Source organism: Arthrobacter gallicola, from assembly GCF_014836775.1.
GTDB lineage: Bacteria > Actinomycetota > Actinomycetes > Actinomycetales > Micrococcaceae > Arthrobacter_B > Arthrobacter_B gallicola.
Genome location: NZ_JACSQD010000002.1, coordinates 225,596 through 247,567, shown reverse-complemented (window position 1 = coordinate 247,567; position 21,972 = coordinate 225,596). Strand labels below are relative to the sequence as shown.

The 21,972-nt window shown below is 67.9% G+C and carries 18 protein-coding genes and 1 riboswitch; of the genes, 7 read left to right on the top strand and 11 right to left on the bottom strand.

What is annotated here, in order from left to right; genetic code table 11:
- Positions 1-26: 26 nt before the first annotated feature.
- Complete coding sequence (locus H9639_RS05515; protein ID WP_225219245.1) at positions 27-1,295, top strand: MFS transporter; 1,269 nt, start codon at positions 27-29, stop codon at positions 1,293-1,295.
- A gap of 7 nt (positions 1,296-1,302) precedes the next feature.
- Here the strand turns inward: H9639_RS05515 and H9639_RS05510 are convergent, their stop codons facing one another.
- From H9639_RS05510 to H9639_RS05480, 7 genes are read right to left on the bottom strand one after another with little or no spacing between them, the layout of a single operon-like run.
- Positions 1,303-2,307: an ABC transporter substrate-binding protein gene (locus H9639_RS05510; protein WP_191807128.1), complete on the bottom strand. Its 1,005-nt coding sequence runs from the start codon at positions 2,305-2,307 to the stop codon at positions 1,303-1,305.
- A 46-nt stretch (positions 2,308-2,353) separates the two neighbouring features.
- Entirely contained in the window at positions 2,354-3,757 is a 1,404-nt protein-coding gene (locus H9639_RS05505) for an NtaA/DmoA family FMN-dependent monooxygenase (RefSeq protein WP_191807127.1), read from the bottom strand.
- Between the two features lie 18 nt (positions 3,758-3,775).
- Positions 3,776-4,885 carry an LLM class flavin-dependent oxidoreductase gene (locus H9639_RS05500; RefSeq protein WP_191807126.1) on the bottom strand — a complete coding sequence of 370 codons (1,110 nt, stop codon included), beginning with the start codon at positions 4,883-4,885 and terminating at the stop codon, positions 3,776-3,778.
- Positions 4,885-6,009, bottom strand: coding sequence for an LLM class flavin-dependent oxidoreductase (locus H9639_RS05495; RefSeq protein WP_191807125.1), 1,125 nt, complete (start codon positions 6,007-6,009; stop codon positions 4,885-4,887). The genes H9639_RS05500 and H9639_RS05495 overlap by 1 nt, the downstream gene beginning before the upstream one ends.
- Positions 6,010-6,018: 9 nt before the next feature.
- Positions 6,019-7,002, bottom strand: a complete 984-nt coding sequence (locus tag H9639_RS05490) for a transporter substrate-binding domain-containing protein (RefSeq protein WP_191807124.1) — start codon at positions 7,000-7,002, stop codon at positions 6,019-6,021.
- Between the two features lie 29 nt (positions 7,003-7,031).
- Complete coding sequence (locus tag H9639_RS05485; RefSeq protein ID WP_318241986.1) at positions 7,032-7,862, bottom strand: amino acid ABC transporter ATP-binding protein; 831 nt, start codon at positions 7,860-7,862, stop codon at positions 7,032-7,034.
- Complete coding sequence (locus H9639_RS05480) at positions 7,859-8,920, bottom strand: amino acid ABC transporter permease (RefSeq protein WP_191807123.1); 1,062 nt, start codon at positions 8,918-8,920, stop codon at positions 7,859-7,861. The genes H9639_RS05485 and H9639_RS05480 overlap by 4 nt, the downstream gene beginning before the upstream one ends.
- A 300-nt stretch (positions 8,921-9,220) precedes the next feature.
- Between H9639_RS05480 and H9639_RS05475 the strand changes: the two genes are divergently transcribed.
- Genes H9639_RS05475 through H9639_RS05465 form a run of 3 tightly spaced genes read left to right on the top strand, consistent with a single transcriptional unit; the run spans position 9,221 to position 13,029 of the window.
- Positions 9,221-11,215 (top strand): FAD/NAD(P)-binding protein, encoded by a 1,995-nt coding sequence (locus H9639_RS05475; protein ID WP_191807122.1) that lies wholly within the window; start codon positions 9,221-9,223, stop codon positions 11,213-11,215.
- A 15-nt stretch (positions 11,216-11,230) separates the two neighbouring features.
- The gene (locus H9639_RS05470) at positions 11,231-11,827 is read left to right on the top strand and encodes a GNAT family N-acetyltransferase (protein ID WP_191807121.1); all 597 of its coding nucleotides are present in this window, start codon (positions 11,231-11,233) and stop codon (positions 11,825-11,827) included.
- Positions 11,818-13,029: a cobalamin-independent methionine synthase II family protein gene (locus H9639_RS05465; RefSeq protein ID WP_191807120.1), complete on the top strand. Its 1,212-nt coding sequence runs from the start codon at positions 11,818-11,820 to the stop codon at positions 13,027-13,029. The genes H9639_RS05470 and H9639_RS05465 overlap by 10 nt, the downstream gene beginning before the upstream one ends.
- Before the next feature lie 122 nt (positions 13,030-13,151).
- On the opposite strand, the gene H9639_RS05460 is transcribed toward H9639_RS05465, so the two are convergent.
- Complete coding sequence (locus H9639_RS05460; protein WP_191807119.1) at positions 13,152-14,357, bottom strand: cystathionine gamma-synthase; 1,206 nt, start codon at positions 14,355-14,357, stop codon at positions 13,152-13,154.
- Position 14,358: 1 nt separating this feature from the next.
- The gene (locus H9639_RS05455; protein ID WP_191807118.1) at positions 14,359-15,711 is read right to left on the bottom strand and encodes an O-acetylhomoserine aminocarboxypropyltransferase/cysteine synthase family protein; all 1,353 of its coding nucleotides are present in this window, start codon (positions 15,709-15,711) and stop codon (positions 14,359-14,361) included.
- A 152-nt stretch (positions 15,712-15,863) separates the two neighbouring features.
- A riboswitch (SAM riboswitch) is annotated at positions 15,864-15,975 on the bottom strand.
- 219 nt (positions 15,976-16,194) lie between these two features.
- On the opposite strand from H9639_RS05455, the gene H9639_RS05450 reads away from it, so the two are divergent.
- The gene (locus H9639_RS05450; protein WP_191807117.1) at positions 16,195-17,430 is read left to right on the top strand and encodes an MFS transporter; all 1,236 of its coding nucleotides are present in this window, start codon (positions 16,195-16,197) and stop codon (positions 17,428-17,430) included.
- Positions 17,431-17,524: 94 nt separating this feature from the next.
- On the opposite strand, the gene H9639_RS05445 is transcribed toward H9639_RS05450, so the two are convergent.
- A complete protein-coding gene (locus H9639_RS05445) occupies positions 17,525-18,364 on the bottom strand; it encodes an SMP-30/gluconolactonase/LRE family protein (RefSeq protein WP_191807116.1) in 840 nt (279 codons plus the stop codon).
- A 159-nt stretch (positions 18,365-18,523) separates the two neighbouring features.
- On the opposite strand from H9639_RS05445, the gene H9639_RS05440 reads away from it, so the two are divergent.
- Both H9639_RS05440 and rlmN read left to right on the top strand, forming a co-directional pair.
- Positions 18,524-18,994 carry a nucleoside deaminase gene (locus H9639_RS05440; protein ID WP_191807115.1) on the top strand — a complete coding sequence of 157 codons (471 nt, stop codon included), beginning with the start codon at positions 18,524-18,526 and terminating at the stop codon, positions 18,992-18,994.
- A 131-nt stretch (positions 18,995-19,125) separates the two neighbouring features.
- On the top strand, positions 19,126-20,352 hold the full coding sequence (gene rlmN, locus H9639_RS05435) for a 23S rRNA (adenine(2503)-C(2))-methyltransferase RlmN (protein WP_225219244.1): 1,227 nt from the start codon (positions 19,126-19,128) through the stop codon (positions 20,350-20,352).
- Positions 20,353-20,425: 73 nt separating this feature from the next.
- Here rlmN and purB read toward each other — a convergent pair whose 3' ends face one another.
- A complete protein-coding gene (gene purB / locus H9639_RS05430) occupies positions 20,426-21,850 on the bottom strand; it encodes an adenylosuccinate lyase (protein ID WP_191807113.1) in 1,425 nt (474 codons plus the stop codon).
- Between the last annotated feature and the right edge of the window lie 122 nt (positions 21,851-21,972).

The window sequence follows — 21,972 nt, the reverse complement described above, 5'->3', positions numbered from 1 at the left end:
GTTTTCGATGTTTGGGAGGTCAGGTCTTGCGAAACCTGGTTATCAGCGGGATGGCCCTGATCGCAGCCGTCTACGGTTTGGCCCGGTTCGGCTACGGGCTGTTCCTCCCACGGTTCACCGAAACCTTCGACCTGGGTTCGGCCGTTTCAGGGACTATCCAGGCGGGCAGCTTCGCATCCTATTGTGTTGCTGCGGTGCTGGCCGCCGGCCTGGGCGCGCGTCCCCGCCTGGTGATTGGCTTGGCTGGCGCGACGGCGGCGCTGGGCTCAGCAGCAGTGGCGGCGGCGCCCGGCCCGGGTGTCCTGGCGGCGGGACTGGTCCTCGCCGGAGCCGGCGCCGGTTTTGCCTCGCCGGGTCTGGTCACCCTGATCGGCCGCAACATCAGCCCGGGGCGCCAGGAACGCGCGCAGACAATCGTCAACGCCGGAACCGGCGCGGGAATTGTTGGCGCGGGGATCCTGATGCTGCTCACCGCGGCCCAGTGGCGCGCGGGCTGGGCCGTGATCGCTGTGCTGGCCGCCCTCACCGCAGCCGCCGTGCTCCGTGCGGATTCTGCCCGTGCGGATTCTACCCGTGCGGATTCTGCCCGACCCACTGCTTCTTCCGGCCGGGCCGGTGCGGATGGTGGCCCGCCTGCGGAAGCTCGCGGCGGGAACAGCATTTCCCTGGCCCGGACCCTGGCCTGGCCGCTGACGGCTGCAGCGCTCGCCGGAGCGTCCAGTGCCGCCGTCTGGACCTTTGGCCGCACGGTGACGGCTGCGGCGCCGGATTACGGAGGGGACGCATACTCCATCGGTGCCTGGATGGTGTTGGGAGCCTTCGGGGTGCTGGGCGCGTTCGCCGGAAGGATTGTGCAGGCACTGAGCCTCGCGGCGGCGTGGGCGCTGACCTCCGCGTCGATGGCCGCCGCAACCATCGCGCTGGGCCTGTTTCCCGGCGTACTGCCGGCCGCCTACGCCGCCGCAGCGGTGTTTGGTGCGGCCTACACGGCCATGAGCGGTGTCCTGATTCTCTGGGCCGTACGCCTGATGCCGGAGCGTGCCTCCACCGCTACCGTGGCAGCGTTTGTCGCGCTTGCCGTTGGCCAGTCGGTCAGTGCGGTGGTCCTGGGGTTCCTGCTCAACCCGGTCGAGCCGGCGGCGGCGTTCACCGCCGCCGGCCTTGCGGGGTTCCTCGCTGTCCTTCCTGCCGTGAAGGACCGTGCGGCGGACAAGGTCAGGTTCAGGACGCCGCAGCGGAGGTCCGCCGGCAGCGCCGCGGAACCGGATCCCGCACCGGTCCGCAAGCCGTCCTGAACCCCGCTTAGGACCCCAGCCCGGGCGGGTTCAGTTCAGACTCCTCAATCGCTTCGGCAGCCAGTCCCCAGCGGTCCAGGATCCTGGCATACGTGCCGTTATCGATCAGATGGTTCAGCCCGGCCTGGGCCGCCACGGCGAAGCCGTTGCCCTTCCGCGTGGTCACCGCAATGTTGGCCTTCGCCGGCCAGCCACCTTCCACCGTGCCCACCAGCTTGGTCTCGCCGTCGGTCTTTGCCTTATACGCGCCGGTGGCGTTGGGGCCGAAGGTCACATCCGCCCGTCCGGACTGCAAGGCCAGTGAAGACGCCGAATCGTCGTCGTAGTACTGGAACTCAACCGGCTGCAGCCCGTTCTCTTGGTTCTGCGCGTCCCATTCCAGCAGGATTTTCTCCTGGTTGGTCCCGGAGCCGACAATGACCCGCAGCCCGGCGACGTCGCCGGCCTCCGTGATCTCGCTGACCGCGGAATCAGCCTTGGCGTAGAAGCCGAGCAGGTCATTGCGGTAGCTGGCAAAGTCGAATTTCTGTTTGCGCTCCTCGGTGACGGTGACGTTGCTGATCACCGCCTCGTACTTGCCGGATTCCACGCCCAGCGGCCAGTCGGCCCAGGCCACCGGCACCACGTCCGCCTCCAGGCCGAGTGAATCGGCGAGGGCATAGGCGATGTCCACCTCGTTGCCGATCGGAGTCGTGTTGTCGGAGGCGTACACCGCCAGCGGAGCAGCGAACGGGTTCACCGCCACGGTGAGCTTGCCGTCAGCGCTGATTTCGTCGGGCAGCAGGGCCTGCGCTTCGCCGGAGACATCGGAAGTGAACCTGTTCTGTTCCGGTGTGAGGTTGAATCCGGACGCAGCAGCCGCGGACGGCGAGGCGCCGTCTGCCTGCCCGGCCGCCGCCGTGCCGGGGTCGGCACAGCCGGCCAGGCCCAGCAGTGCCGGGCCGAGCAGGGCTGCGCCCAACAGTGCGGTGCGCCGCGGGCGGCGGGAGGGCGGAATGGAACTGGTGTGCATGGTGGGGCCTTCCAGTGTGTGATGGGTTGAATGGCGGTGGAGCGGGTCAGCGGACGGCAGGTTCCCCGGCTGCCGTGCGCTCCGGGACCGCGAGGCCCAGGTTTTCGCGCAGCGTAGTGCCCCGGTACTGCGTGGGATAGACGCCCCGCTCCTGAAGTTCGGGGACCAGGTGGTTGACGACGTCGTCCAGGCCGGAGGGGATAAGCCAAGGGGAAATATTGAACCCATCCACCGCGCCGGCACGGGCGTATCCGGCGAGCCTGTCGGCGACCTCGGAGTAGGAGCCAACGAAGGAGGCGTCCGCCCGCCCGGCCTTGGCCCGGACGAAGGCCAGGATGCTCTGCCCCTTCTCGGCCGCCTCCTGCCGCCACTGCGCGGTAAGCTGCGCCGCCTTGGCCCCGTGGAATCCGCTGCCGCGGGTTTCCGAGGTTTCCTCGACCGCGGGAGCGATGTCAGGCAGCGGACCGTCCGGATCCCAACCGTCCAGCCGCCGGCCCCAAAACTGTTCCAGATAGGCGAGAGCCTGCTGCGGGCCGATCTGGAGTTCGCGGACCCACGCCTTCTTTTCCGCTGCCTCCGCGTCCGTGGGGGCCAGGATGAATTCGCTGGCGGGCATGATCTTCACCGCGTCCGCGGGCCGGCCCGCGCGGAGGGTGCGCTCGGTAATATCGGCGCGGAACGCCACGGCTGCGTCGAACTGCGGATGCGCGGAGAAGATCACGTCCGCCTGCCGCGCAGCGAAATCCCGTCCGGCAGGGGAGTCGCCGGCCTGGAACAGCACCGGGTGATGCTGCGGGCTGCGCGGCAGCCGGGGAGCGTAGTTCACCGAATAGTGCTGCCCTTCGCGGTGTACGCGGCGCACCGCCCCGTCCGCCAGCCACCGTTCGGCTCCCGGCCCCGGGGCGACGGCGCCGGGTTCCCAGGCGTCCCAGATGGCCCTGGCCGTCTGCACAAAAGCCTCGGCATGGACGTAGCGGTCCGCGTGGTCCAGATAGCCACCGCGGCGGAAGTTCTCCCCGGTCCAGGCGTTGTCCGTAGTCACAACGTTCCACGCGGCGCGACCGCCGGAGAGCAGATCCAGGGAGGACAGCCGGTGCGCCAGATCCGCGGGGTCGTTGTACGTGGTGTTCTGCGTGGCCACCAGTCCAATGCGGCTGGTGACCGAGGCTAAAGCGGCCAGCATGGTCTGCGCGTCCGGGCGTCCGGCCACGTCAAGTTCGTGCGGACGGCCCAGGTGCTCGCGCAGCCGCAGCCCCTCACCGAGGAAAAAGGCGGCGAAGAGGCCCCGCTCGGCGGTCTGCGCCAGGCGGCGGAAGGACTGGAAGTCGGTCTGGGATCCGGATTCGGGCAGCTTCCAGATGGTTCCGGAGTTCACGCCCTGGAAGAAAATGCCGAACTGCAGCTGCCCGGTGCCGGCCGGGCCGGATGCCGGAGGAGTGGTGTTTGTCATGCTGATGCTCCTTTGGTCTCAGGCGTGCCCGCGGCCGGCGGCCGCGAACCGGTTGGCGGGCCGGGGCAGGCCCAGCAGATCCCGGAAGGTGCGCTCTGGTGCTGTTTGCGCCAGGAGTCCCCAGGCCCGCAGCCGGGGCAGCACCAGCTGGCCCAGCTCCTCCAGATCCGTGTCCAGCACCGCCGGGAACAGCCGCACCCCGGCGGCTGTGCCGAGCAGCTGGGCCAGATAGTCGGCCAGCTCCGCGGCGGAACCGGCCAGCCGGGCCCGCTGCGGAACGGCGTCTGAGCCCGGTTCCCAGCCGTCCAGTTCGGCGAGCCGGTCCGCGGCGCTCCGGCCGCGGGAATCGAGCACGACCTCCAGCTCGGCGATGACGCTCCCCGCAGCTGCGTGTGCGGCAACGCTGTTGAGCAGGAGCTCGGGGGCCGCAGCAGACACCAGCGCTGCGTCCGCGCCCTGACCGGTGCCCGGGGCCAGCAGCCCGGCCGGGGCGAACACCGGAAGCTGTCCCTGCGGCGGCCGGGGGATGATGGCCGGTCCCTTGACCGAGAAGGTCCGGCCGCGGAAGTTGGCATAGTGCAGTTTCCCGGCGTCCAGGTAGCGTCCGGCGGCAACGTCCCGGATGACCGCGCCGTCTTCCCAGGAATCCCACAGCAGGCGGCTGGTTTCCACCGCGTCCGCCGCCTCCTGCGCCAGCGCATCCCCGGTGAGCGGTGCCCGTCCCACCGCGGCACCTTCTTCAGCTGTTCCGGCTGCGGAGACGATCCAGCCGGCCCGTCCGGCGGAAATATGGTCCAGGCTGGCAAGCTGCGTGGCTACATGAAACGGTTCGGTGTACACGGCGTCGAGCACCGGAACCAAGGCAACGGAACGGGTCCGCGGTGCCGCGAAGGCAGCCCGCTGCACGGCGTCGAGCCGGGCCGGTCCCTGCTCCCGGAGGAGCCGGCTGTCCTCGAAGGTGACGGCGTGAAACCCCGCGGATTCGGCGGCCTGGACCGCCTCCAGCGTGCGGGCGGCCGCCAGTACCCCGCCGGGTGCCCGGCCGGAAACCCGCCATGCGGCAGGGTGAGTCCCCTCGCCGTCGACCTCCAGGGCCAGGATTCCCCGGCCGGCTTGGTGTTGGCTCATTATGCTGCTCCTTCCGCCGGATTCCCGGCATGCTCGACGGCGGCCACCCCCGCCGGGCGCCCCGCCCAGGGGTCCGCCTCCTCCCACAGGGTGGTGGGTGCCGCCGCGCGGACCACCGGAATAACCTCAGCGGCGAACCGCTCCAGAATCTCCAGCTGCTGCCCGAAGGGGAGTGTGGTGGGCAGCGAAACGGACTGCAGTGAGTGCCCGTACTCGGCGTGGTAGTCAAGGATCTTGGCTGCAACATCCTCCGGGCTGCCCACCAGTGCCGGGCCTTCGGCCACAGCGTGGTCGATATTGCGGAACGGAGAGTTGTTCCCCGGTACGTTCCGGCCGGCGGTCAGGGCTTCATAAACCGGTCCGAACGCGCGCTTCGCCTCGGCGGTGCTGTCCGCCAGGAAGACGCCGCCGGCTCCGCTGCCGGAGGCGATGTAGCGCCTGGCCGGGTCGTGCCCGGCGGCCAGATAGTGTTCGGTGTAGTGATCGATCAGGCGCTTGTAGTTTTCCCGCGGCTGGATGGCGTTGGCGGTGAACAGCGGATCGCCCCAGTAAGCCGCGAGCTCGGCTGACCGCAGCGATGTTGCCGAGCCGTGCCATACCCGCGGGGGCCCGGCGAACGGCCGCGGCGTCGTCGTTACCGGTTCCGGCAGCGGCGGCCTGAACCGGCCGTGCCAGGTCACGTCCGCTTCGCGCCAGAGCCGCCGCAGCAGGGCGTATTTCTCCTCGAGCAGGTCCCACTGGTCCGCCAGGTCAAGGCCAAACAGCGGGTACTGCAGCACCTCGTTGCCCTTGCCAATCACCAGTTCCAGCCGTCCCCGGCTGAGCTGGTCGATGGTCGCATAGTCCTCGGCAACGCGCACCGGATCCAGTACCGAGAGCACCGTAACCCCGCTCTGCAGGCGGATCCGGCTGGTCACGGCAGCGATTGCCGCCAGCACCGTGGTGGGCGAGGAGGAAATAAACTCCCCGGCGTGCCGCTCCCCAACGGAGAAGGAGTCAAAGCCGAGCTCCTCGGCCCGCTGCGCCGTGCGGATGACCTGGTCCAGCCGGTCTGCGGCGGAGACAATCCTGCCGGTCACCGGATTCTTCAGATGCGGAATGATGTCCAGTACCTGGAATTTCACGTTTGCTGCCTACTTCTCAAAGTTCGAGGCATCGACCACGACCGACTCGGGAATGGCTTCCTCTGACAAGCCCCACCGTTCGAGCACCTTGGCGTAGCTGCCGTCCTTGATGGCCGAGTTAAGGGCCGCCGCAAGCGGTGCGGCCAGGCCGTTGCCGCGCAGGGTGGTGGCTGCCACCAGGGTCTCCGAGGGCCAGCCGGCGTTTACCTTGCCGACAATTTCCAGGTCGTCCCGCGTGTTCTCCCGATAGGTGGCGCTCGGGTACGGGGAGAGGTTCAGGTCCAGCCGTCCGGAGGAGAGCGCCAGGATGGTATCCGCGTCACTGCCGTAGTACTGCAGCTGCGCCGGGGGTTTGCCCGCGTCCTCGAGTTCCTGGTTCCAGGCCAGCAGGATTTTCTCCTGGTTGGTGCCGGCGCCGACGGCGACCTTCTTGCCGGAGATGTCATCGGAACCGTCAACGGTGAGGCCCGAATCCTTCCGGGCTTCGAAGGCCATAAACGCGGCGCGGTACGTGGCAAAGTCGAAGAGCTGCACGCGGTCGCCGTTGATGCCGACGTTGGAGAACACCGCTTCGAAGTCTCCGGACTGGGTTTTCAGCGGCCAGTTCTCCCAGGACGTGACCTGCAGTTCCAGCTCCAGGCCGAGCTTGTCCGCGACCAGCTGGGCAATATCGGTTTCGTTGCCGATCACGGTCTTGTCGTCCGTGGCGTAAACCGAGAGCGGGGTAGCGAACGGGCTGACACCGACGGTGAGCCTGCCGTCCTCGGCGATGTCCGCCGGTACCTGCGCGGCGGCGTCGGCGTCCTTCTCAGTGCGGATGCGGTTCTGCTCCGGCGCCAGGTTATAGACCACACCGTTGGCGGCCGGTGCCGCAGAGGCGCTGCCTTCCGACGCGCCTGCGGAACCTGGATCGGAGCAGCCGGTCAGGGCCAGAAGTACGACGGCGGCTGCCGCGGACAGTGCCGGAATCGGATGGAGCAAGGTGTTAGCCATTGGTTCCCTTTTTGTTGCGTCAGTTGGAATCAGAGGTGAAAGGCCGGTTCGATGACCTTGGAGAGGAAAGCCTTGGTGCGCTCGTGCTGCGGTGCCCCGAAGATCTGTGCGGAGGTGCCCTGCTCCACGATGTGGCCCTGGTCCATGAACACCACGCGGTCCGCCACATCGCGGGCGAAGCCCATCTCGTGGGTCACGACGATCAGGGTTGTGCCCGAGTCCGCCAGGCTCCGGATGACATCCAGCACTTCACCGACCAGTTCGGGGTCCAGTGCGGAAGTGGGCTCGTCGAACAGCACGACCTTCGGATTCAGCGCCAGTGCCCGCGCGATCGCTACCCGCTGCTGCTGTCCGCCGGAGAGCTGCCGCGGATAAACATCGGCCTTGTCCGACAGCCCCACACGCTCCAGCAGCTCCAGGGCGAGCGTGCGTGCCTGGCCGCGCGGGAGGTTCTGGGCGTAGAGCGGGGCTTCGGTGATGTTTTCGACGGCGGTCAGGTGGGGGAACAGGTTGAAGTTCTGGAACACCATGCCAATGTGGGTGCGCTGGGCCAGGATCTCTTTCTCCCGAAGCTCATGGAGTTTTCCGCCGCGGGCCCGGTAACCCACCAGATCCCCGTCCACAGCGATGTGGCCGGCGTCGACCTTCTCCAAGTGGTTAATGGTGCGCAGCAGGGTGGACTTGCCGGACCCGGAGGGGCCCAGGATCACCACCACCTCGCCCGGCTGCACGGTCAACGAGACGCCGCGCAGTACTTCCACCTGGCCGAAGGACTTGTACACATTGGTGATCTCCACCAGGCCGCGGGTGGCGGCCGGGGTGCCCGGTTCGAGGGCGGCTGGGGCGGCGGACCGGCTCATCGGGAGACCTCGGCTTTCCTGGCATGGGTGGCAAAGAACTGCCGCGCCTGCTGCAGCGGTGTTGGCGGCAGGGTACGCACGGCACCCTTGGAGTAGTGGCGCTCGATGTAGTACTGGAACACGCTGAGCACCGAGGTAATCACCACGTACCAGAGGGTCGCCACCAGCAGGAGGGGCAGCACCTGCTGGGTGCGGTTGTAGATGACCTGCACCGTGTAGAACAGCTCGGAATAGGCCAGCACGTACACAATCGAGGTGCCTTTGACCAGGCCGATGATCTCGTTGAAGGCTGTGGGAAGGATTGAACGCATGGCCTGCGGCAGCACGATCCGGGTGGACCGGCGCCAGGCCGGAATGCCCAGCGCTGCGGCCGCCTCAAGCTGGCCCTGGTCCACGGCGAGGATGCCGCCCCGGATGATCTCCGCCGAGTAGGCGGCCTGGTTCAGGGTCAGACCCAGAACGGCCGCCGCGAATTGGCTGATCAAGGTGGTGGTCTGGACTTCGAAGAAGCGCACGTCCGTGAAGGGGATTCCCAGGGACACCTTCTCGTACAGGTACCCGAGGTTGTACCAAAGCAGCAGCTGCACCAGCAGCGGGGTGGAACGGAAGATCCAGGAGAACGTCCAGGACACGGAGACCAGCAGCGGCGAGGAGGACAGCCGCATAAGCGCCAGAATAAAGCCGAGGATAAAGCCGAGGCTGCCGGCGATGGCCGTCAGCTTCAAGGTTTCGCCCAGGCCGCGCAGCACCGATTCAGCGGTGAACCACTGGGCCACCACGTCCCATTCCCAGCGCGGATTCGTCACCAGCGACCACAGAACCGCGGCGAGGCCGAGGGCCACCAGCCCGGTCCCTGCCCACCGCCAGGGATGGCGGGCAGCCACCACCGGGTAACCGGAGTAGTCCGCGGCAGTGCCCGTGCCGGCTCCGCTGGCCGGAGGGCGGCCGGAGCCGCCGGCACCTGCGGACTGCCGTTCCGGAACCACCTCCGGAGGCGGGGCAGCTTCGGGCTTTGCCGTCTCCGGGCGGGTCTGGCTGTTTGATGCTGTGGAACTCATGCGCCACCTCGCTCTTGTCTGCGAACCTGTCCTGCACGGTGCAGAAGGCTTTGTACCCCAGCCGGAATCCGGAAGGTTGGATGAATCTAGAACGGCGGCAGCGGCGCACTCAAGCACGCCGTCGTGCAGAGTAAACCGGCGACGCATTGGCTCCGGCGCGGCCCCGCCGGAGGACTTGCATGGCGTGGAGTTGCGCAATATTTCGGCTCGTGAAGGCCGGTTACCGCCGCGCTGCAACGGCCCGCCGGGGGCTCTACGCTGAGCGGGATGCAGGTCCGACTGCTGCCTGAAAGGAGCGCCATGCCGGTCACCAACACGCTGGCCCAGCCGCCCGGCGGCACCTCGAAGACAGTCATTTTCATTGGCGGCGGCCCCCGGGCAGCCATGGTCCTGGAACGGCTGGCCGCCAACCGGGCCGGGCTCTTCAGCGGCCGGCTCGCCGTGCACGTCGTGGAGCCGCACGCCCCTGGCTCCGGCCGGATCTGGCGGCAGGACCAGAGCCCGCTGCTGAAGCTCAATTCCAGGGCCGCGGACGTCACCATGTTTACCGATGACTCGGTGGAGTGCGCCGGGCCGGCCGTGGCGGGGCCCAGCCTGGTTCAATGGGCCGCCGGTGTGGTGGACGGCAGCATCACGGACGTTCCGGTGCCGACTGAGGAGCTGGCCCGCCAGCTGGCCGGCCTGCGCCCGGAGACCTTCCCGACCCGCCAGCTGCAGAGTATGTACCTGGAATGGTTTTTTCGCCGCACGGTCCGGGCGCTGGGCCCGCAGGTGCCGGTCACCGTGCACCGGGACCACGCCGTGGAGGTCACAGCGGAGGGCAATGGCTACCTGGTGCGGCTGGACTCGGGGGCACAGCTGCGGGGCGACGCCGTCGTAGTCGCTGTGGGTCACACGGACTCGGTGCCGGAGCCGGCCTCCACCCGCTTTGCCGGCTTTGCGGCCCGGCACAAGCTTTTCCACACCCCGCCGGCCTACACCAACGACGTCGACTTTTCGGCCCTGCAGCCGGGACAGGAAGCGATCGTTTCCGGTATGGGGCTGGCCTTCGTGGACCTGATGGTGCTGCTGATGGAAGGCCGCGGCGGGCGGTTTGCCGAGGCGCCCGGCGGTGCCCTGCGCTACCTGCCTTCCGGAAAAGAACCGGTGCTGTGGGCGGGCTCCCGCCGGGGTGTTCCGTACCGCTCCAAGATCAGTGCTGAGCTGAGCGGCGACCCGCCCGGTCCGCCCCGGTACCTGACCGCTGGCGCTGTCGCCGCGCTGCATGAGCAGCACGGCGGCCTGGATTTCCGGCAGCACCTGTGGCCGCTGCTGGCCAAGGACGCCGCATTCGGCTATTACCGGGAACTTTTTACCGGGCATCCGGGGCGGGTGACCCTGCCGTGGTCCGCTTTTGTGCCCCGTTTCGACGCCGTTCCCTGGTATTCCGACGAGCGGCGCCGCCTGGTGAACCAAGCCGTGCCCCGGGCAGCGGACCGGCTGGAGTTCGAGGAGCTTGATCATCCGCTGGCCGGGATGGCCTTCGCCGGGCCCGGGGATATGCAGGCGGCAGTTTCCACGCACATCCGCGAGGATCTCCGGCTGCGAGACGGAGGAGCAAACTCAGAGACCCTTGGCCTGTTCCTGGCCTTGCTGGGGGTGTACTTCGAACTGGGCCGGCTGGTTCCCATGGACCTGCTCACGCCTTCCTCCCGCCGGCAGGTCAGCGGCTGGTGGCACGGTTTCTTCAGTTACGTGGATTCCGGTCCGCCGGCCAGCCGGCTGCGCGAAATGCTGGCGCTGCACGACGCCGGGTACCTCAGGTTCCTCGGCCCCGCGCTGCAGGTGGACACCGACGAAGCGCGTGGCCTGTTCACGGCCTCCTCCCCGCAGACGGGCCACACGGTGGCCGCGGCGGCGCTTATCGAGGCCCGGCTCCCCCCGCCGGCCGTGGCGGGCTCGGCAAACCCGCTGCTGCGGACGCTCCACGAGTCCGGCCTCGGCGCTGAGGAGCACACCGGCGCCGGGCCGGCGGCGGCTGGCACCGGCAAGCTGCTGGTGGACTCCCGTGCACGGCTCGTTGGGGCGGACGGCGGCACCCGGCCGGGCCTGTACGCCGTCGGACCTGCGACGTCGGGCTGGGGCGGCGGAGCGTTCGCCCGGCCGAACAGCAACGCCGCACCGTTCCGTGACAGCGATGCGCTGGCGCGGCAGATCCTCACCGACGTGGCAGCCCCGGCGTCCGCCGCTGCCGATGAGCTCTCCCGGACGCGGCTTGGCGCCGCCGTCAATCTGCTCCACTCCTCCCTGGCCTGAACGAAAGGAACGTTGATGACTCTCCCTGCGCCCGCCGGGCCGGAGCTGACCGTGCTCCATCTGCCGTTGGAGGACCCCCGTGTGCAACCGCTGGTTCAGGGGCTCACCCAGGAATATGACCACCGGTACGGCAGCATTTTCGGCGGCGCCAGCCAGGAGATGCTCCGTTACCCGGCGGAGGAGTTCGCCGCCCCGCACGGCGCGCTGCTGATCATCCAGGAGGGCGGAGAATCCGTGGCCGGCGGTGCCTTCCGCCGCTACGACGAACAGACCGCGGAGTTCAAGCGCATCTGGACCCATCCCGGCCACCGGCGCCGCGGCCTCGCCCGCCTGGTGCTGGCCGAGCTGGAGGCAGAGGCCGGGCGCCGGGGCTACCGCCGGATCTACCTGACCACCGGACCGCGCCAGCCGGAGGCAAAGAACCTCTATCTGGCCACCGGCTACAGCCCGGGTTTCGACCTCGGTGCCGATCCGGAAGTCATCAAACACTTGGTTTTCACTAAGGAAATATCTGCAGATGTGTCCTGGCAGAGGACGGTGCCCGCTGCTCTTCACAACGGCGGCGGTGCTGCTGCCAGCACCAATGGAAAGGACTACTCACCATGCCCCTGAACACCGGCCGGATCCGCGTCACCCACGCCGGTTCCCTGCCCCGCACCCCGGAACTGCTCGCGGCGAATGAGAAGAAGGAAGCCGAGGGCATCACGGAGGAGTTCCTCGGCCTGCTTGAGACGTCCGTGATCGACGTCGTTCAGCGCCAGAAGAATCTCGGCGTGGACATTGCCAACGACGGCGAGTACGGGCACACGATGTCGTCCTCGGTGGACTACGGCGCCTGGTGGAACTACTCGTTTGCCCGGCTTGGCGGCCTGGAAGCCACGGACGTGGACCGCTGGGCGGATAACCAGGCCCGCCGCTCTTCCCCGGGCAGCATCGTGCTGACCTCGTTCACCGACCGCCGCGACCGGGTCGCGTTCAATGATGCGTACACCGATCCTTCCTCGGGCATCCTGGCGAACCGGAAGCCGGTCAAACAGCCCAAGGTCGCCGGTCCGTTGACGTACACCGGGCATGAGCTGGTCGCCTCCGATATCACCAACCTGAAGAAAGGACTGGATGCCGCGGGGCTGACGGAAGGATTCGTCGCATCGCTCTCCCCGGGCTCCTGTGCGCGGATTGCCAACGAGTATTACGCCAGTGACGAGGAACTGCTGTACGCCAGCGCCGACGCCATGCGGGAGGAGTACAAGGCGATCATCGAGGCAGGCCTGACCGTTCAGCTGGATGACCCGTCGCTGGCTGAGAGCTGGGACCAGATCAATCCGGAACCGTCCTTGGAGGATTACCTCAAGTTCATCCAGCTGCGCGTCGAGGCCACCAACTGGGCGCTGCGGGACCTGCCCCAGGAGCAGATCCGGCTGCACGTCTGCTGGGGCTCCTGGCACGGACCGCACACCACCGATATCCCCTTTCAGGACATCATCGGCGCGGTGCTGCAGATCAACGCCGGCGCCTACTCGTTCGAGGCCGCGAACGTCCGGCACGAGCATGAATGGCGCGTCTGGGAGGACACCAAACTGCCGGAGGGAAAGGTGATTATCCCCGGCGTCGTTTCGCACGCCACCAACGTGGTGGAACATCCCGAACTGGTGGCGGACCGGATCGAACGGTTCGCCGGCCTGGTGGGCCGGGAAGCCGTCATCGCCTCCACGGACTGCGGCCTGGGCGGGCGCGTGCACCCGCAGATCGCCGCCGCCAAGCTTCAAGCCCTGGGCCAGGGCGCGGAGATAGCCTCCCGGCGGCTCTGGAAGTAACCCGCGCCGCAGGGGCATTCCGCCCCTTAACCGGCTGTGATGGGCCGAACCCCGGAGACTCCGGGGTTCGGTCCATCACACGGGGCATCCGGCAGCCCGAGCGTACCCCTGGGCGGCTCAAATCACCTGTTGAGCACCACGGCATCTGCGAAGCGTTCATGTGTCCGCTCCAGCGCGCCGGCCAAATCCTCCTGCAGGTCCGCCAGGTCCTCCACCCCCACCGACAGCCGGACCAGGTCGACGGGCACGGCAAGCTCTGTGCCGCGCACCGAGGCATGCGTCATCTCCGAGCAGTAACAGATCAGGGATTCCACCCCGCCCAAACTCACCGACAGTGCGAACAGCCGGGTGGACTCGGCGAAGGCCCGGGCGGCCGGCGCACCGCCGTCGAAGCGAACCGAAACGATCCCTCCGAAGCCTGTCATCTGACGCGCCGCCAGGGCATGCCCCGGATGCCCGGGCAGCCCCGGATACAGGACCTCGGCGACGCCGGGCTGGTCCTGGAGCCATTCGGCGAGACTCTGCGCATTGGAAGTGTGCCGCTCCATCCGCAGCCCCAGGGTCTTCAGGCCGCGGGCGGCCAGGTAACAGTCCTGGGGGCCGGCGACGGCGCCGCCGGCGAACTGCTGGTAGCCCACGGTCTCGGCCAGCTCCCGGCCGCGGAAGGAGCGGTCCGCCACCACCACTGCTCCGCCCAGGACATCCGAGTGCCCGCCAATGTACTTCGTCGTGGAGTGCACCACCACGTCCGCACCCCAGTCCAGCGGCCGCTGCAGATAGGGCGAAGCGAAGGTGTTGTCTACCACCAGCAGGGCCCCGGCCGCGTGCGCCACCTTCGCCCAGCCGGCCAGATCCGCGATGCCAAGCAGCGGATTTGACGGCGTTTCCACCCACAGAACCGCGGTGTTTCCGGGCCGGACCGCGGCTGCGACCGCTGCCAGATCGGTGATGTCCACCGCCGTGTTTGCCACACCCCAGGGACCCAGCAGTCCGTTGATCAGCCGGTTGGTGCCGCCGTAGCCGTCTCCGCCCAGCACCACGTGGTCGCCGGGCCGCAGCACCGCCCGGAGCAGCGCGTCCTCGGCCGCCAGACCGGAGGCGAAAGCGAAGGCCGCCGTTCCGCGTTCCAATGCGGCCAGCTGGGTTTCAAAACCGTTGCGGGTGGGGTTGGATCCGCGGCTGTACTCATGCCCGGCACGCAGCACATTGATCCCGTCCTGCACAAAGGTGGAGGTCTGGTAGATCGGCGGGATCACAGCTCCGGTCAAGGGATCCGGTTCCTGCCCGGCGTGGATGGCGGTGGTATTAAACCCTGCGTACTGTGCCATTTCAGGCCTCCGATCCGGCAGAAATCACGGCGGCAGGCGTTCCTGCCGTCAAGGGAGCAGCCCCAGCCAGCGGCTCGAGTGCCTGGGCCAGATCGGCGACGAGGTCCGCCGCGGCTTCGACCCCCACCGAGAGCCTGATGGTGGTCTCGCCAATGCCGGCGGCAGCACGCTGCTCCCGGCTGAGCCGGCAGTGTGTCATAGCCGCCGGATGCGCCACCAGCGAGCGGGTGTCGCCGACATTGGCCACCAGCTTGAAGAGCCGCAGCCGGTCGATAAACGGACCCACCTGGCCGGAATCCGCAGCGAGGTCGAAGGAGAAGACGCTTCCGGCCCCGCGCGGGAAGTCCCGGACCGCCAGCCCGGCCTGCGGGTGATCCGGCACTGACGGGTGGTGCACCGCAGCGACGGCCGGATGGCTGGTCAGGAACCGGACCACCTCACGGGTGTTCTGGCCGTGCTGGGCTATCCGGACATCCAGGGTTTCCAGACCTTGAAGAATCTGCACGGCACTGGACGGCGCCAGGGAGGGACCCAGATCGTGCAGATACTTACTGCGCGCCAGAGCCAGGTACGCGCCGTGCCCGTGGCGTTCCCACAGGACCTCACCGCCGTAGCGGCGCTTGGGTTTGGTGAGCTGCGGCCATTTATCCGGATAGGCAGAGAAGTCGAAGCGTCCGCCGTCGACGACGGCGCCGGCAAGGGTGGTCCCGTGCCCGCCCAGGAACTTGGTGGCCGAATAAACGACGACGTCGGCTCCATGGTCCAGCGGCCGGTACAGCACCGGGGTGGCCAGGGTGTTGTCCACCACCAGCGGGACGCCGGCTCCGTGCGCCACCGCGGCAATCGCCGGAAGATCCTGCAGCGTGGCGAGCGGGTTGCCGATGGACTCGGTCAGGAAGGCCCGGGTCCGCGGGCGCACCGCTGCCGCCCAGGCGCCGACGTCGGCCGGATCGGCGAAGCTGACTTCGATCCCAAAGTCGTCAAAGGTGTCGGTGAGCAGGTCCACCGTTCCCCCGTAAAGTTTCGAGGAGGCGACAATGTGCTCACCGCCGCGCACCAGGGTTAACAGGGCGACGGCCACTGCGGCCTGTCCGGTGGCCGTGGCCAGCGCAGCCACACCGCCGTCGAGCGCTGCGATTCGCTGCTCAAGCACGGCCACCGTCGGGTTGCCGGTCCGGGTATAGGTGAAACCCGGTTCCTTCAGCGCAAACATGCTTCGGGCGGAGGCGTAGTCGCGGAATTCGTATGCGGCCGTCTGGTAGATAGGGACGGCCACGGGCCGGTACGGGTCCTGGGGTTCGTAGCCGGCATGGATCAGGGAGGTGGCTGTGCAGCCGCCGTCGCCGGTGCTCATGGAAGGGCCGCCGCTTCGCTGGCTGTAACGGCTTGGGCGTGAAGTGTCATGTGCCTCTCCTCGGTCCTGCGAGGGAGTGCATCAGGGTTTCCGGAACCAGCGGTATCCGGGGCTGAGAACACGCCGGGGCCGCAGGTGGGTTCGCTGATGCGTCTCCATCGGTTCTGGCGGTAGCACCGTTCCCGCTGCCCGCCCCGGGGGAGGGCAGCAAGATGGTTGCTGCGGCGTCAACAAGCCAGATCTCTCGGCCGCTCTTGATGGTTGGTGGGATCACTGTAGGTAACGCCCGGGGTCCTGCCCAAATGTCTGCGGCAACGAGGCGCTGCATGACGGTTTTGGACGCGGGTTCCGTCATAAATCCCGCGGTCGCCGTTATATGACGGCGCCTCCGGCGTCTGCCTGTTTTGGTTCGTCGGCCGGGTTCCTCTTACCGTGGAGCCGGACAGAGGAGCCCTGTGGGCTTCTGGAGAGGACACCGAAGCAATGGGCAACACCCCCGCCGTCATTGAGGCACCCGCACCCCACCGGGCGGAAGACACAGCGGGCGGGGGCCCGAGCGGGCGCGGATTGCTGCTGCTCGGCATCTGCATCGTACTGATCGGGCTGAACCTGCGCACGGTCTTTTCCAGCTTCTCCGCGATCCTGCCGGAAATCACGGCAGCATCCGGGATCCCGGCCGGTCTGATCACCGTCCTGACCACCGGTCCGGTACTGATGCTCGGGCTCGCTGCGCCGGCAGCACCGCCGCTGGCCCGGCGGTTCGGAACCGAGCGGACCATCCTGGCTGCGATGGCAGTGCTGACGGCGGGACTCGCCGTCCGCGGACTCGGCGACTTCCCCGCGATGGTGGCCGGAACCATCGCGGCGGGCGCAGGCATCGGCGTCGTCAACGTCCTGCTGCCCACCCTCGTTAAACGTGACTTCCAGCATCGGCTGGGACTGATGAGCGGGCTGTACACCGGCGCGATCTGCGCCGCTGCCGCGCTCGGTGCCGGACTCACGCACCCGCTGCTGGAAGCCACCGGCTCCTGGCAGGCGGCACTGGGTTTCTGGGCGCTGCCGGCCGCCGTCGTCCTGCTGCTTTTCGCCCCGCTGGCCCTGCGGCGCCGGCCCGCCCGCGGCGGCCGGCAGACCGCTTCCGGCCCGTCCGTCTGGGCTTCACCCCTGGCCTGGCAGATCACCGCCTTTATGGCACTGCAGGCGATGATGTCCTTCAGTGTTTTCGCCTGGCTGGCACCGGTTCTGCGGGACCGGGGGATCGACGGCGGCACCGCCGGCTACATCGTGGCAGGTTCAATCGTGGTGCAGGTCCTGGGATCTTTTCTCGCACCGCCGCTGGCGGCGCGGCTGCGCAGCCAGGGCTGGCTGAATGCCGCGATTGCCCTGCTGACCGGCGCCGGATTCGCCCTCGTGATCCTCGGCCCGCTGGAATTGGTGTGGCTATGGGCTGTGCTCCTCGGCGTCGGGCAGGGCAGCCTGACCGCGCTCGCGCTGACTCTGATCGTGCTGCGCACCCGGAACTCCGGAACCGCGGCGCGGGTCTCCGGCATGATGCAGTGCGTGGGTTACGGGGTGGGATCCTCCGGGACCCTGCTGGTCGGCGTCCTGCACACCTCCACCGGCTCCTTCACTCCGGCAGCGCTGATGTTCCTGCTGATTGGTGCCGCGGCTGCCGTCATGGGCGGCCTGGCCGGACGCCACCGCTTCGTGGACGGGTAAGTTTCGTGGATGGCTAGCCGTCCCACGTCCGGGCCGCGGCCGCGCCAGGCAGCCCGGGCCGCGCCCGGCAGCAACCGGCAGCGCCGGAGCGGTGCTAGCGGTTCAACCCGGCAGCCACCCGTGAGAAGGGGGCAGCGATCGTGAACCCGTCGAAGGGACCAGGATCGGAAAGGCCCGTGGCCGCGCTGGTGACCAGGATCCAGGGATCCGGTTCATCCGTGAGGAGAACGCTGGTGGGCTGACCAACCGGCAGCGGTAACGCCGCCAGGAGCGTGGCGTCGGGAGCGTAGACGTCCAGGCGGGCAGCTCCCCACACCGCGTTCCAGATTCTTCCCCGGCCGTCAACGTGCATTCCGTCAGGGGACCCGCCGGCGGTTTGCGCGAAGGGCACGGTGTCCGCCGGATCTGCCAGGGTGGAGCGGAGAATCCGGCCTGCTGCCGAATCCGCGATGAGCATTTCCTGCCCGCCAGGCAGGAAAACCGGTCCGTTGGGGATGTCGATGCCGGCCAGTACCTTGGCGATACCGCAGTCCGCAGGATCCCAGCGCCACAGCGCGCCGTCCGGTTCGGAGCCGTTGTGCACCATCGTGCCGAACCAGAAGGAACCGTCCGGTGCCAGCGCGCCGTCGTTTACGCGGTAGCGTGCCGGATCCAGCCCGGTGTCTGCCAGCGGAACGTCGGAACCGTCATCGAGAAGCTGGACGACGCCGGTTCCGGCGATGGCCAGGAGCCGGCCGGTGCCGTCCTCCTCGGCCATGCCCAGGGGCTTACCAAGCTTGTGGGTGCAGGCGGGGGAGTCCTGGGCGCCTGGTGTCCAGGCGTACATTTCGCCCTTCAGCAGATCCACCCACCGGACGCCGCCCGGGGACCGGCGCAGTCCTTCTCCCAGTTCGTGCGGGTGGGTGCTGACGCGTGTCCATGGTTCTGTGCTCATCCGGTGCCTTCCTGTGGGTAGCCCCTAGGCTAGCCGGTCCCCGCACACTGCCGCTGATGTTAGTCTCATCACTGCGAAGGCGGGCACGATCGTTGCTATCAACCTGGCATTTCCCGTGGCGGAAAGACCGCCGGGATTCTGATCGAGGGGGAAGTTCCCATGACCACAGATGCCGCTTACCTGGAACGGGCCATCGAGCTTGCCACCAGCAATGTCGCCAGCAACGGCGGGCCGTTCGGTGCTGTGATCGTCGCTGCGGATGGGCAGGCCTTCGACGGCGTTAACCGCGTCACCGCCAATAACGATCCGACAGCCCACGCCGAAGTCACTGCAATCCGAACCGCCTGCGCCGCGCTGGGAACCTTCGACCTGTCCGGGGCGGTGCTGTACACCAGCTGCGAACCCTGCCCCATGTGCCTGGCCTCAGCACTGTGGGCGCGTGTGGACCGGGTGGTGTTCGCCGCGGACCGGCACGACGCCGCCAGGGCCGGGTTCGACGACGCCGTCTTCTATGAGTATTTCCAGACTCCGGTGGAGGAGCGGTCCATGCCGGTGATCCAGATTTCCGGCGAGAGCCGCAACGATCCATTCGATGCCTGGAAGACCGCCGCGAACCGAACCGAGTATTAGGGGTATGAGGACCAGCCGGCCCGGGCGGCAGGTGATGCCCGGGTGGCCGGCAGTTCCGCCCGGTATTTCCGCTGTGTGAGAATCAGCGGAGGAAAAAACACGCTCGGCGGATGCATGTCAAAATGGAAGGGATGACTTCCCCTAACATTCCCCCAGCTGCCCTGCGCGCGCCCGGCACCAAGCCGCAGGTGCGCCCCGCAACCGAAGGCTGGGAGCAGGCCAAGGAGCCCGACGGCCGGCCCCTGCTGCAGTTCAAATCCCCGCGCGTCTCACAGCCGCCGGAACACCTGGCTGATCTGACGCTTGCCGAACGCCAGGAGAAGCTTAAGTCCCTGGGCCTGCCCGCGTTCCGCGCCAAGCAGCTTTCGGTGCACTACTTCCAGCACTACACGACCGATCCGGAAAAAATGAGCGACCTCCCCAAGGAGCGCCGCGACGAGCTGGTCAAGGAGATGTTCCCGACCCTGCTCACCGAGGTGAAGCGCCTGACCACGGACAAGGGGGACACCATCAAGTTCCTCTGGCGCCTGTTCGACGGATCCCTCGTCGAGTCGGTGCTCATGCGCTACCCCGGCCGCATCACGCTCTGCGTCTCCAGCCAGTGCGGCTGCGGCATGAACTGCCCGTTCTGCGCCACCGGCCAGGCCGGGCTGACCCGCAATATGTCTGCCGCGGAAATCCTGGACCAGATTGTCCAGGCCAACCGGGTCATCGCCGAAGGCGGGCTGGGCGGCAAGCGCCGCGACGGCGGGCACGACGCCGAGCGTGTCACCAACATCGTCTTTATGGGCATGGGTGAACCGCTGGCCAACTACAAGCGTGTGATGAACGCCGTGCACCGGATGGCCGCTGAAGCTCCCGAAGGCCTGGGCATGAGCGCCCGCAACATCACCGTGTCCACTGTGGGCCTGGTCCCGGCGATCAAGAAGCTGGCCGAGGAGAACATCCCGGTCACGTTCGCGCTCAGCCTGCACGCCCCGGACGATGAACTGCGCGACGAGCTGATTCCGGTCAACAGCCGGTGGAAGGTGGACGAGGCGCTCGACGCCGCGTACAACTACTACCGCGTGACCGGGCGGCGGGTGTCCATTGAGTACGCCCTGATCAAGGACATGAACGACCATGCCTGGCGTGCGGCGCTGCTGGCCAAGAAGCTCAACTCCCGCGGCCGCGGCTGGGTCCATGTGAATCCGATTCCGCTGAACCCCACTCCGGGTTCCATCTGGACCTCTCCCGAGCCCGAGGTCATCCAGGAGTTTATCGACACCCTGCTCGACGCCGGTATTCCCACCACTGTGCGCGACACCCGCGGCAAGGAGATCGACGGCGCCTGCGGCCAGCTGGCTGCTGCGGACTAGAAATCAGATAACAACGACGGCGGGAAGCCGGGTTCGCAAACCCGGCCTCCCGCCGGCGTTGTTATGTGCGGCCCTACTTCTGCAGGTGGTCCACCAGGTTGTCGGCGATGCCGGTGTACTTCGCCGGGGTCAGCGCAAGCAGGCGTGCCTCGGCCTCGGCCGGCAGACCCAGCCCGGAGACGAATTCCTTCATGCGCTCGGCGTCCACCCGGTTGCCGCGGGTGAGTTCCTTGAGCCGCTCGTACGGGTTCTCCATGCCGGGAGCGCCGGCGATGGCCTCGGCGCGCATAACCATCTGGATGGCTTCGCCGAGCACCTCCCAGTTGGTGTCCAGATCGGCGGCGAGGACGTCCTCGGCAACGTTCAGACGTTCCAGGCCCTTGGCCACGTTGGAGATGGCCAGCAGAGAGTGGCCGAAGGCCACGCCGATGTTCCGCTGCGAGGAGGAGTCCGTGAGGTCGCGCTGCCAGCGGGAGGTGACCAGCGTGGACGCCAGGGTGTCCAGCAGGCCGTTGGAGATCTCCAGGTTCGCTTCGGCGTTCTCGAAGCGGATCGGGTTCACCTTGTGCGGCATGGTGGAGGAGCCGGTGGCCCCGGCCACCGGTACCTGGGCGAAGTAGCCGATGGAGATGTAGCTCCAGACATCCGTGCAGAAGTTGTGCAGGATCCGGTTGAAGCGGGCCATATCTGCGTAGAGCTCGGCCTGCCAGTCGTGCGACTCAATCTGGGTGGTGAGCGGGTTCCAGGTCAGGCCCAGGCCCTCGATGAAGGTCTTTGCCACCTGCTGCCAGTCGACGTTCGGAACCGAGGCGTAGTGCGCAGCGTACGTGCCGGTGGCGCCGTTGATCTTGCCGAGGAATTCGGTGCCGGCAACGCGGTCCAGCTGGCGGGTCAGGCGGTGGACCGTAACGGCCAGTTCCTTGCCCAGGGTGGTGGGGGTGGCGGGCTGTCCGTGGGTGCGGGAGAGCATCGGAACCGACCGCGTTTCCTCGGCCATGGCAGCGATCTGCGCGACCATCTTCCGGGCGGCCGGCAGCCAGACATTCTCCACCGCACCCTTGATGCCCAGGGCGTAGGAGAGGTTGTTGATGTCCTCTGAGGTGCAGCCGAAGTGCACCAGGGGGGTGAGGTTCTCGATGCCGATGGCGGCCAGCCGGCGGCCGATGAAGTACTCCACGGCCTTCACATCGTGGACGGTCACCTGCTCGATCTCGGCCAGTTCATTGACGGAGTTTCCGTCGAAGCCGGAGACGATGTCCCGCAGCGCGGCCTGCTGGTCCGCGGTGAGCGGTGAGGTGCCGGGGAGGACGGAGTTCGAGGTGAGGTGGATGAGCCACTCGACCTCAACGTGGGTACGGTCCCGGTTCAGGGCCGCCTCGGAGAGGTAATCGACCAGCGGGGCGGTAGCGGAACGGTAGCGTCCGTCCAGCGGGCCCAGCGCAATGGCTGGGGTCACGGAGGCAAGGGGGACGCGGGGTGCGGGAACAGAATCGGCCATGAGGCAATTCTTCCACGTCCTCCCGTGGCACCCGGCTCTGTGACATTTCGGCACTGGTCCTGCACAGCAGGGGGTGCCGCCGGAGGATGTCCCCAACCCTTGGGCAGCGGACGCCGCACCCG

Bases quoted from the DNA above. Each gene is read 5' to 3' on its own strand.
- H9639_RS05510 (WP_191807128.1), bottom strand. From the start codon at position 2,307: ATGCACACCAGTTCCATTCCGCCCTCCCGCCGCCCGCGGCGCACCGCA.
- H9639_RS05505 (WP_191807127.1), bottom strand. From the start codon at position 3,757: ATGACAAACACCACTCCTCCGGCATCCGGCCCGGCCGGCACCGGGCAG.
- H9639_RS05500 (WP_191807126.1), bottom strand. From the start codon at position 4,885: ATGAGCCAACACCAAGCCGGCCGGGGAATCCTGGCCCTGGAGGTCGAC.
- H9639_RS05490 (WP_191807124.1), bottom strand. From the start codon at position 7,002: ATGGCTAACACCTTGCTCCATCCGATTCCGGCACTGTCCGCGGCAGCC.
- H9639_RS05485 (WP_318241986.1), bottom strand. From the start codon at position 7,862: ATGAGCCGGTCCGCCGCCCCAGCCGCCCTCGAACCGGGCACCCCGGCC.
- H9639_RS05480 (WP_191807123.1), bottom strand. From the start codon at position 8,920: ATGAGTTCCACAGCATCAAACAGCCAGACCCGCCCGGAGACGGCAAAG.
- H9639_RS05475 (WP_191807122.1), top strand. From the start codon at position 9,221: ATGCCGGTCACCAACACGCTGGCCCAGCCGCCCGGCGGCACCTCGAAG.
- H9639_RS05470 (WP_191807121.1), top strand. From the start codon at position 11,231: ATGACTCTCCCTGCGCCCGCCGGGCCGGAGCTGACCGTGCTCCATCTG.
- H9639_RS05465 (WP_191807120.1), top strand. From the start codon at position 11,818: ATGCCCCTGAACACCGGCCGGATCCGCGTCACCCACGCCGGTTCCCTG.
- H9639_RS05460 (WP_191807119.1), bottom strand. From the start codon at position 14,357: ATGGCACAGTACGCAGGGTTTAATACCACCGCCATCCACGCCGGGCAG.
- H9639_RS05455 (WP_191807118.1), bottom strand. From the start codon at position 15,711: ATGAGCACCGGCGACGGCGGCTGCACAGCCACCTCCCTGATCCATGCC.
- H9639_RS05450 (WP_191807117.1), top strand. From the start codon at position 16,195: ATGGGCAACACCCCCGCCGTCATTGAGGCACCCGCACCCCACCGGGCG.
- H9639_RS05445 (WP_191807116.1), bottom strand. From the start codon at position 18,364: ATGAGCACAGAACCATGGACACGCGTCAGCACCCACCCGCACGAACTG.
- H9639_RS05440 (WP_191807115.1), top strand. From the start codon at position 18,524: ATGACCACAGATGCCGCTTACCTGGAACGGGCCATCGAGCTTGCCACC.
- rlmN (WP_225219244.1), top strand. From the start codon at position 19,126: ATGACTTCCCCTAACATTCCCCCAGCTGCCCTGCGCGCGCCCGGCACC.
- purB (WP_191807113.1), bottom strand. From the start codon at position 21,850: ATGGCCGATTCTGTTCCCGCACCCCGCGTCCCCCTTGCCTCCGTGACC.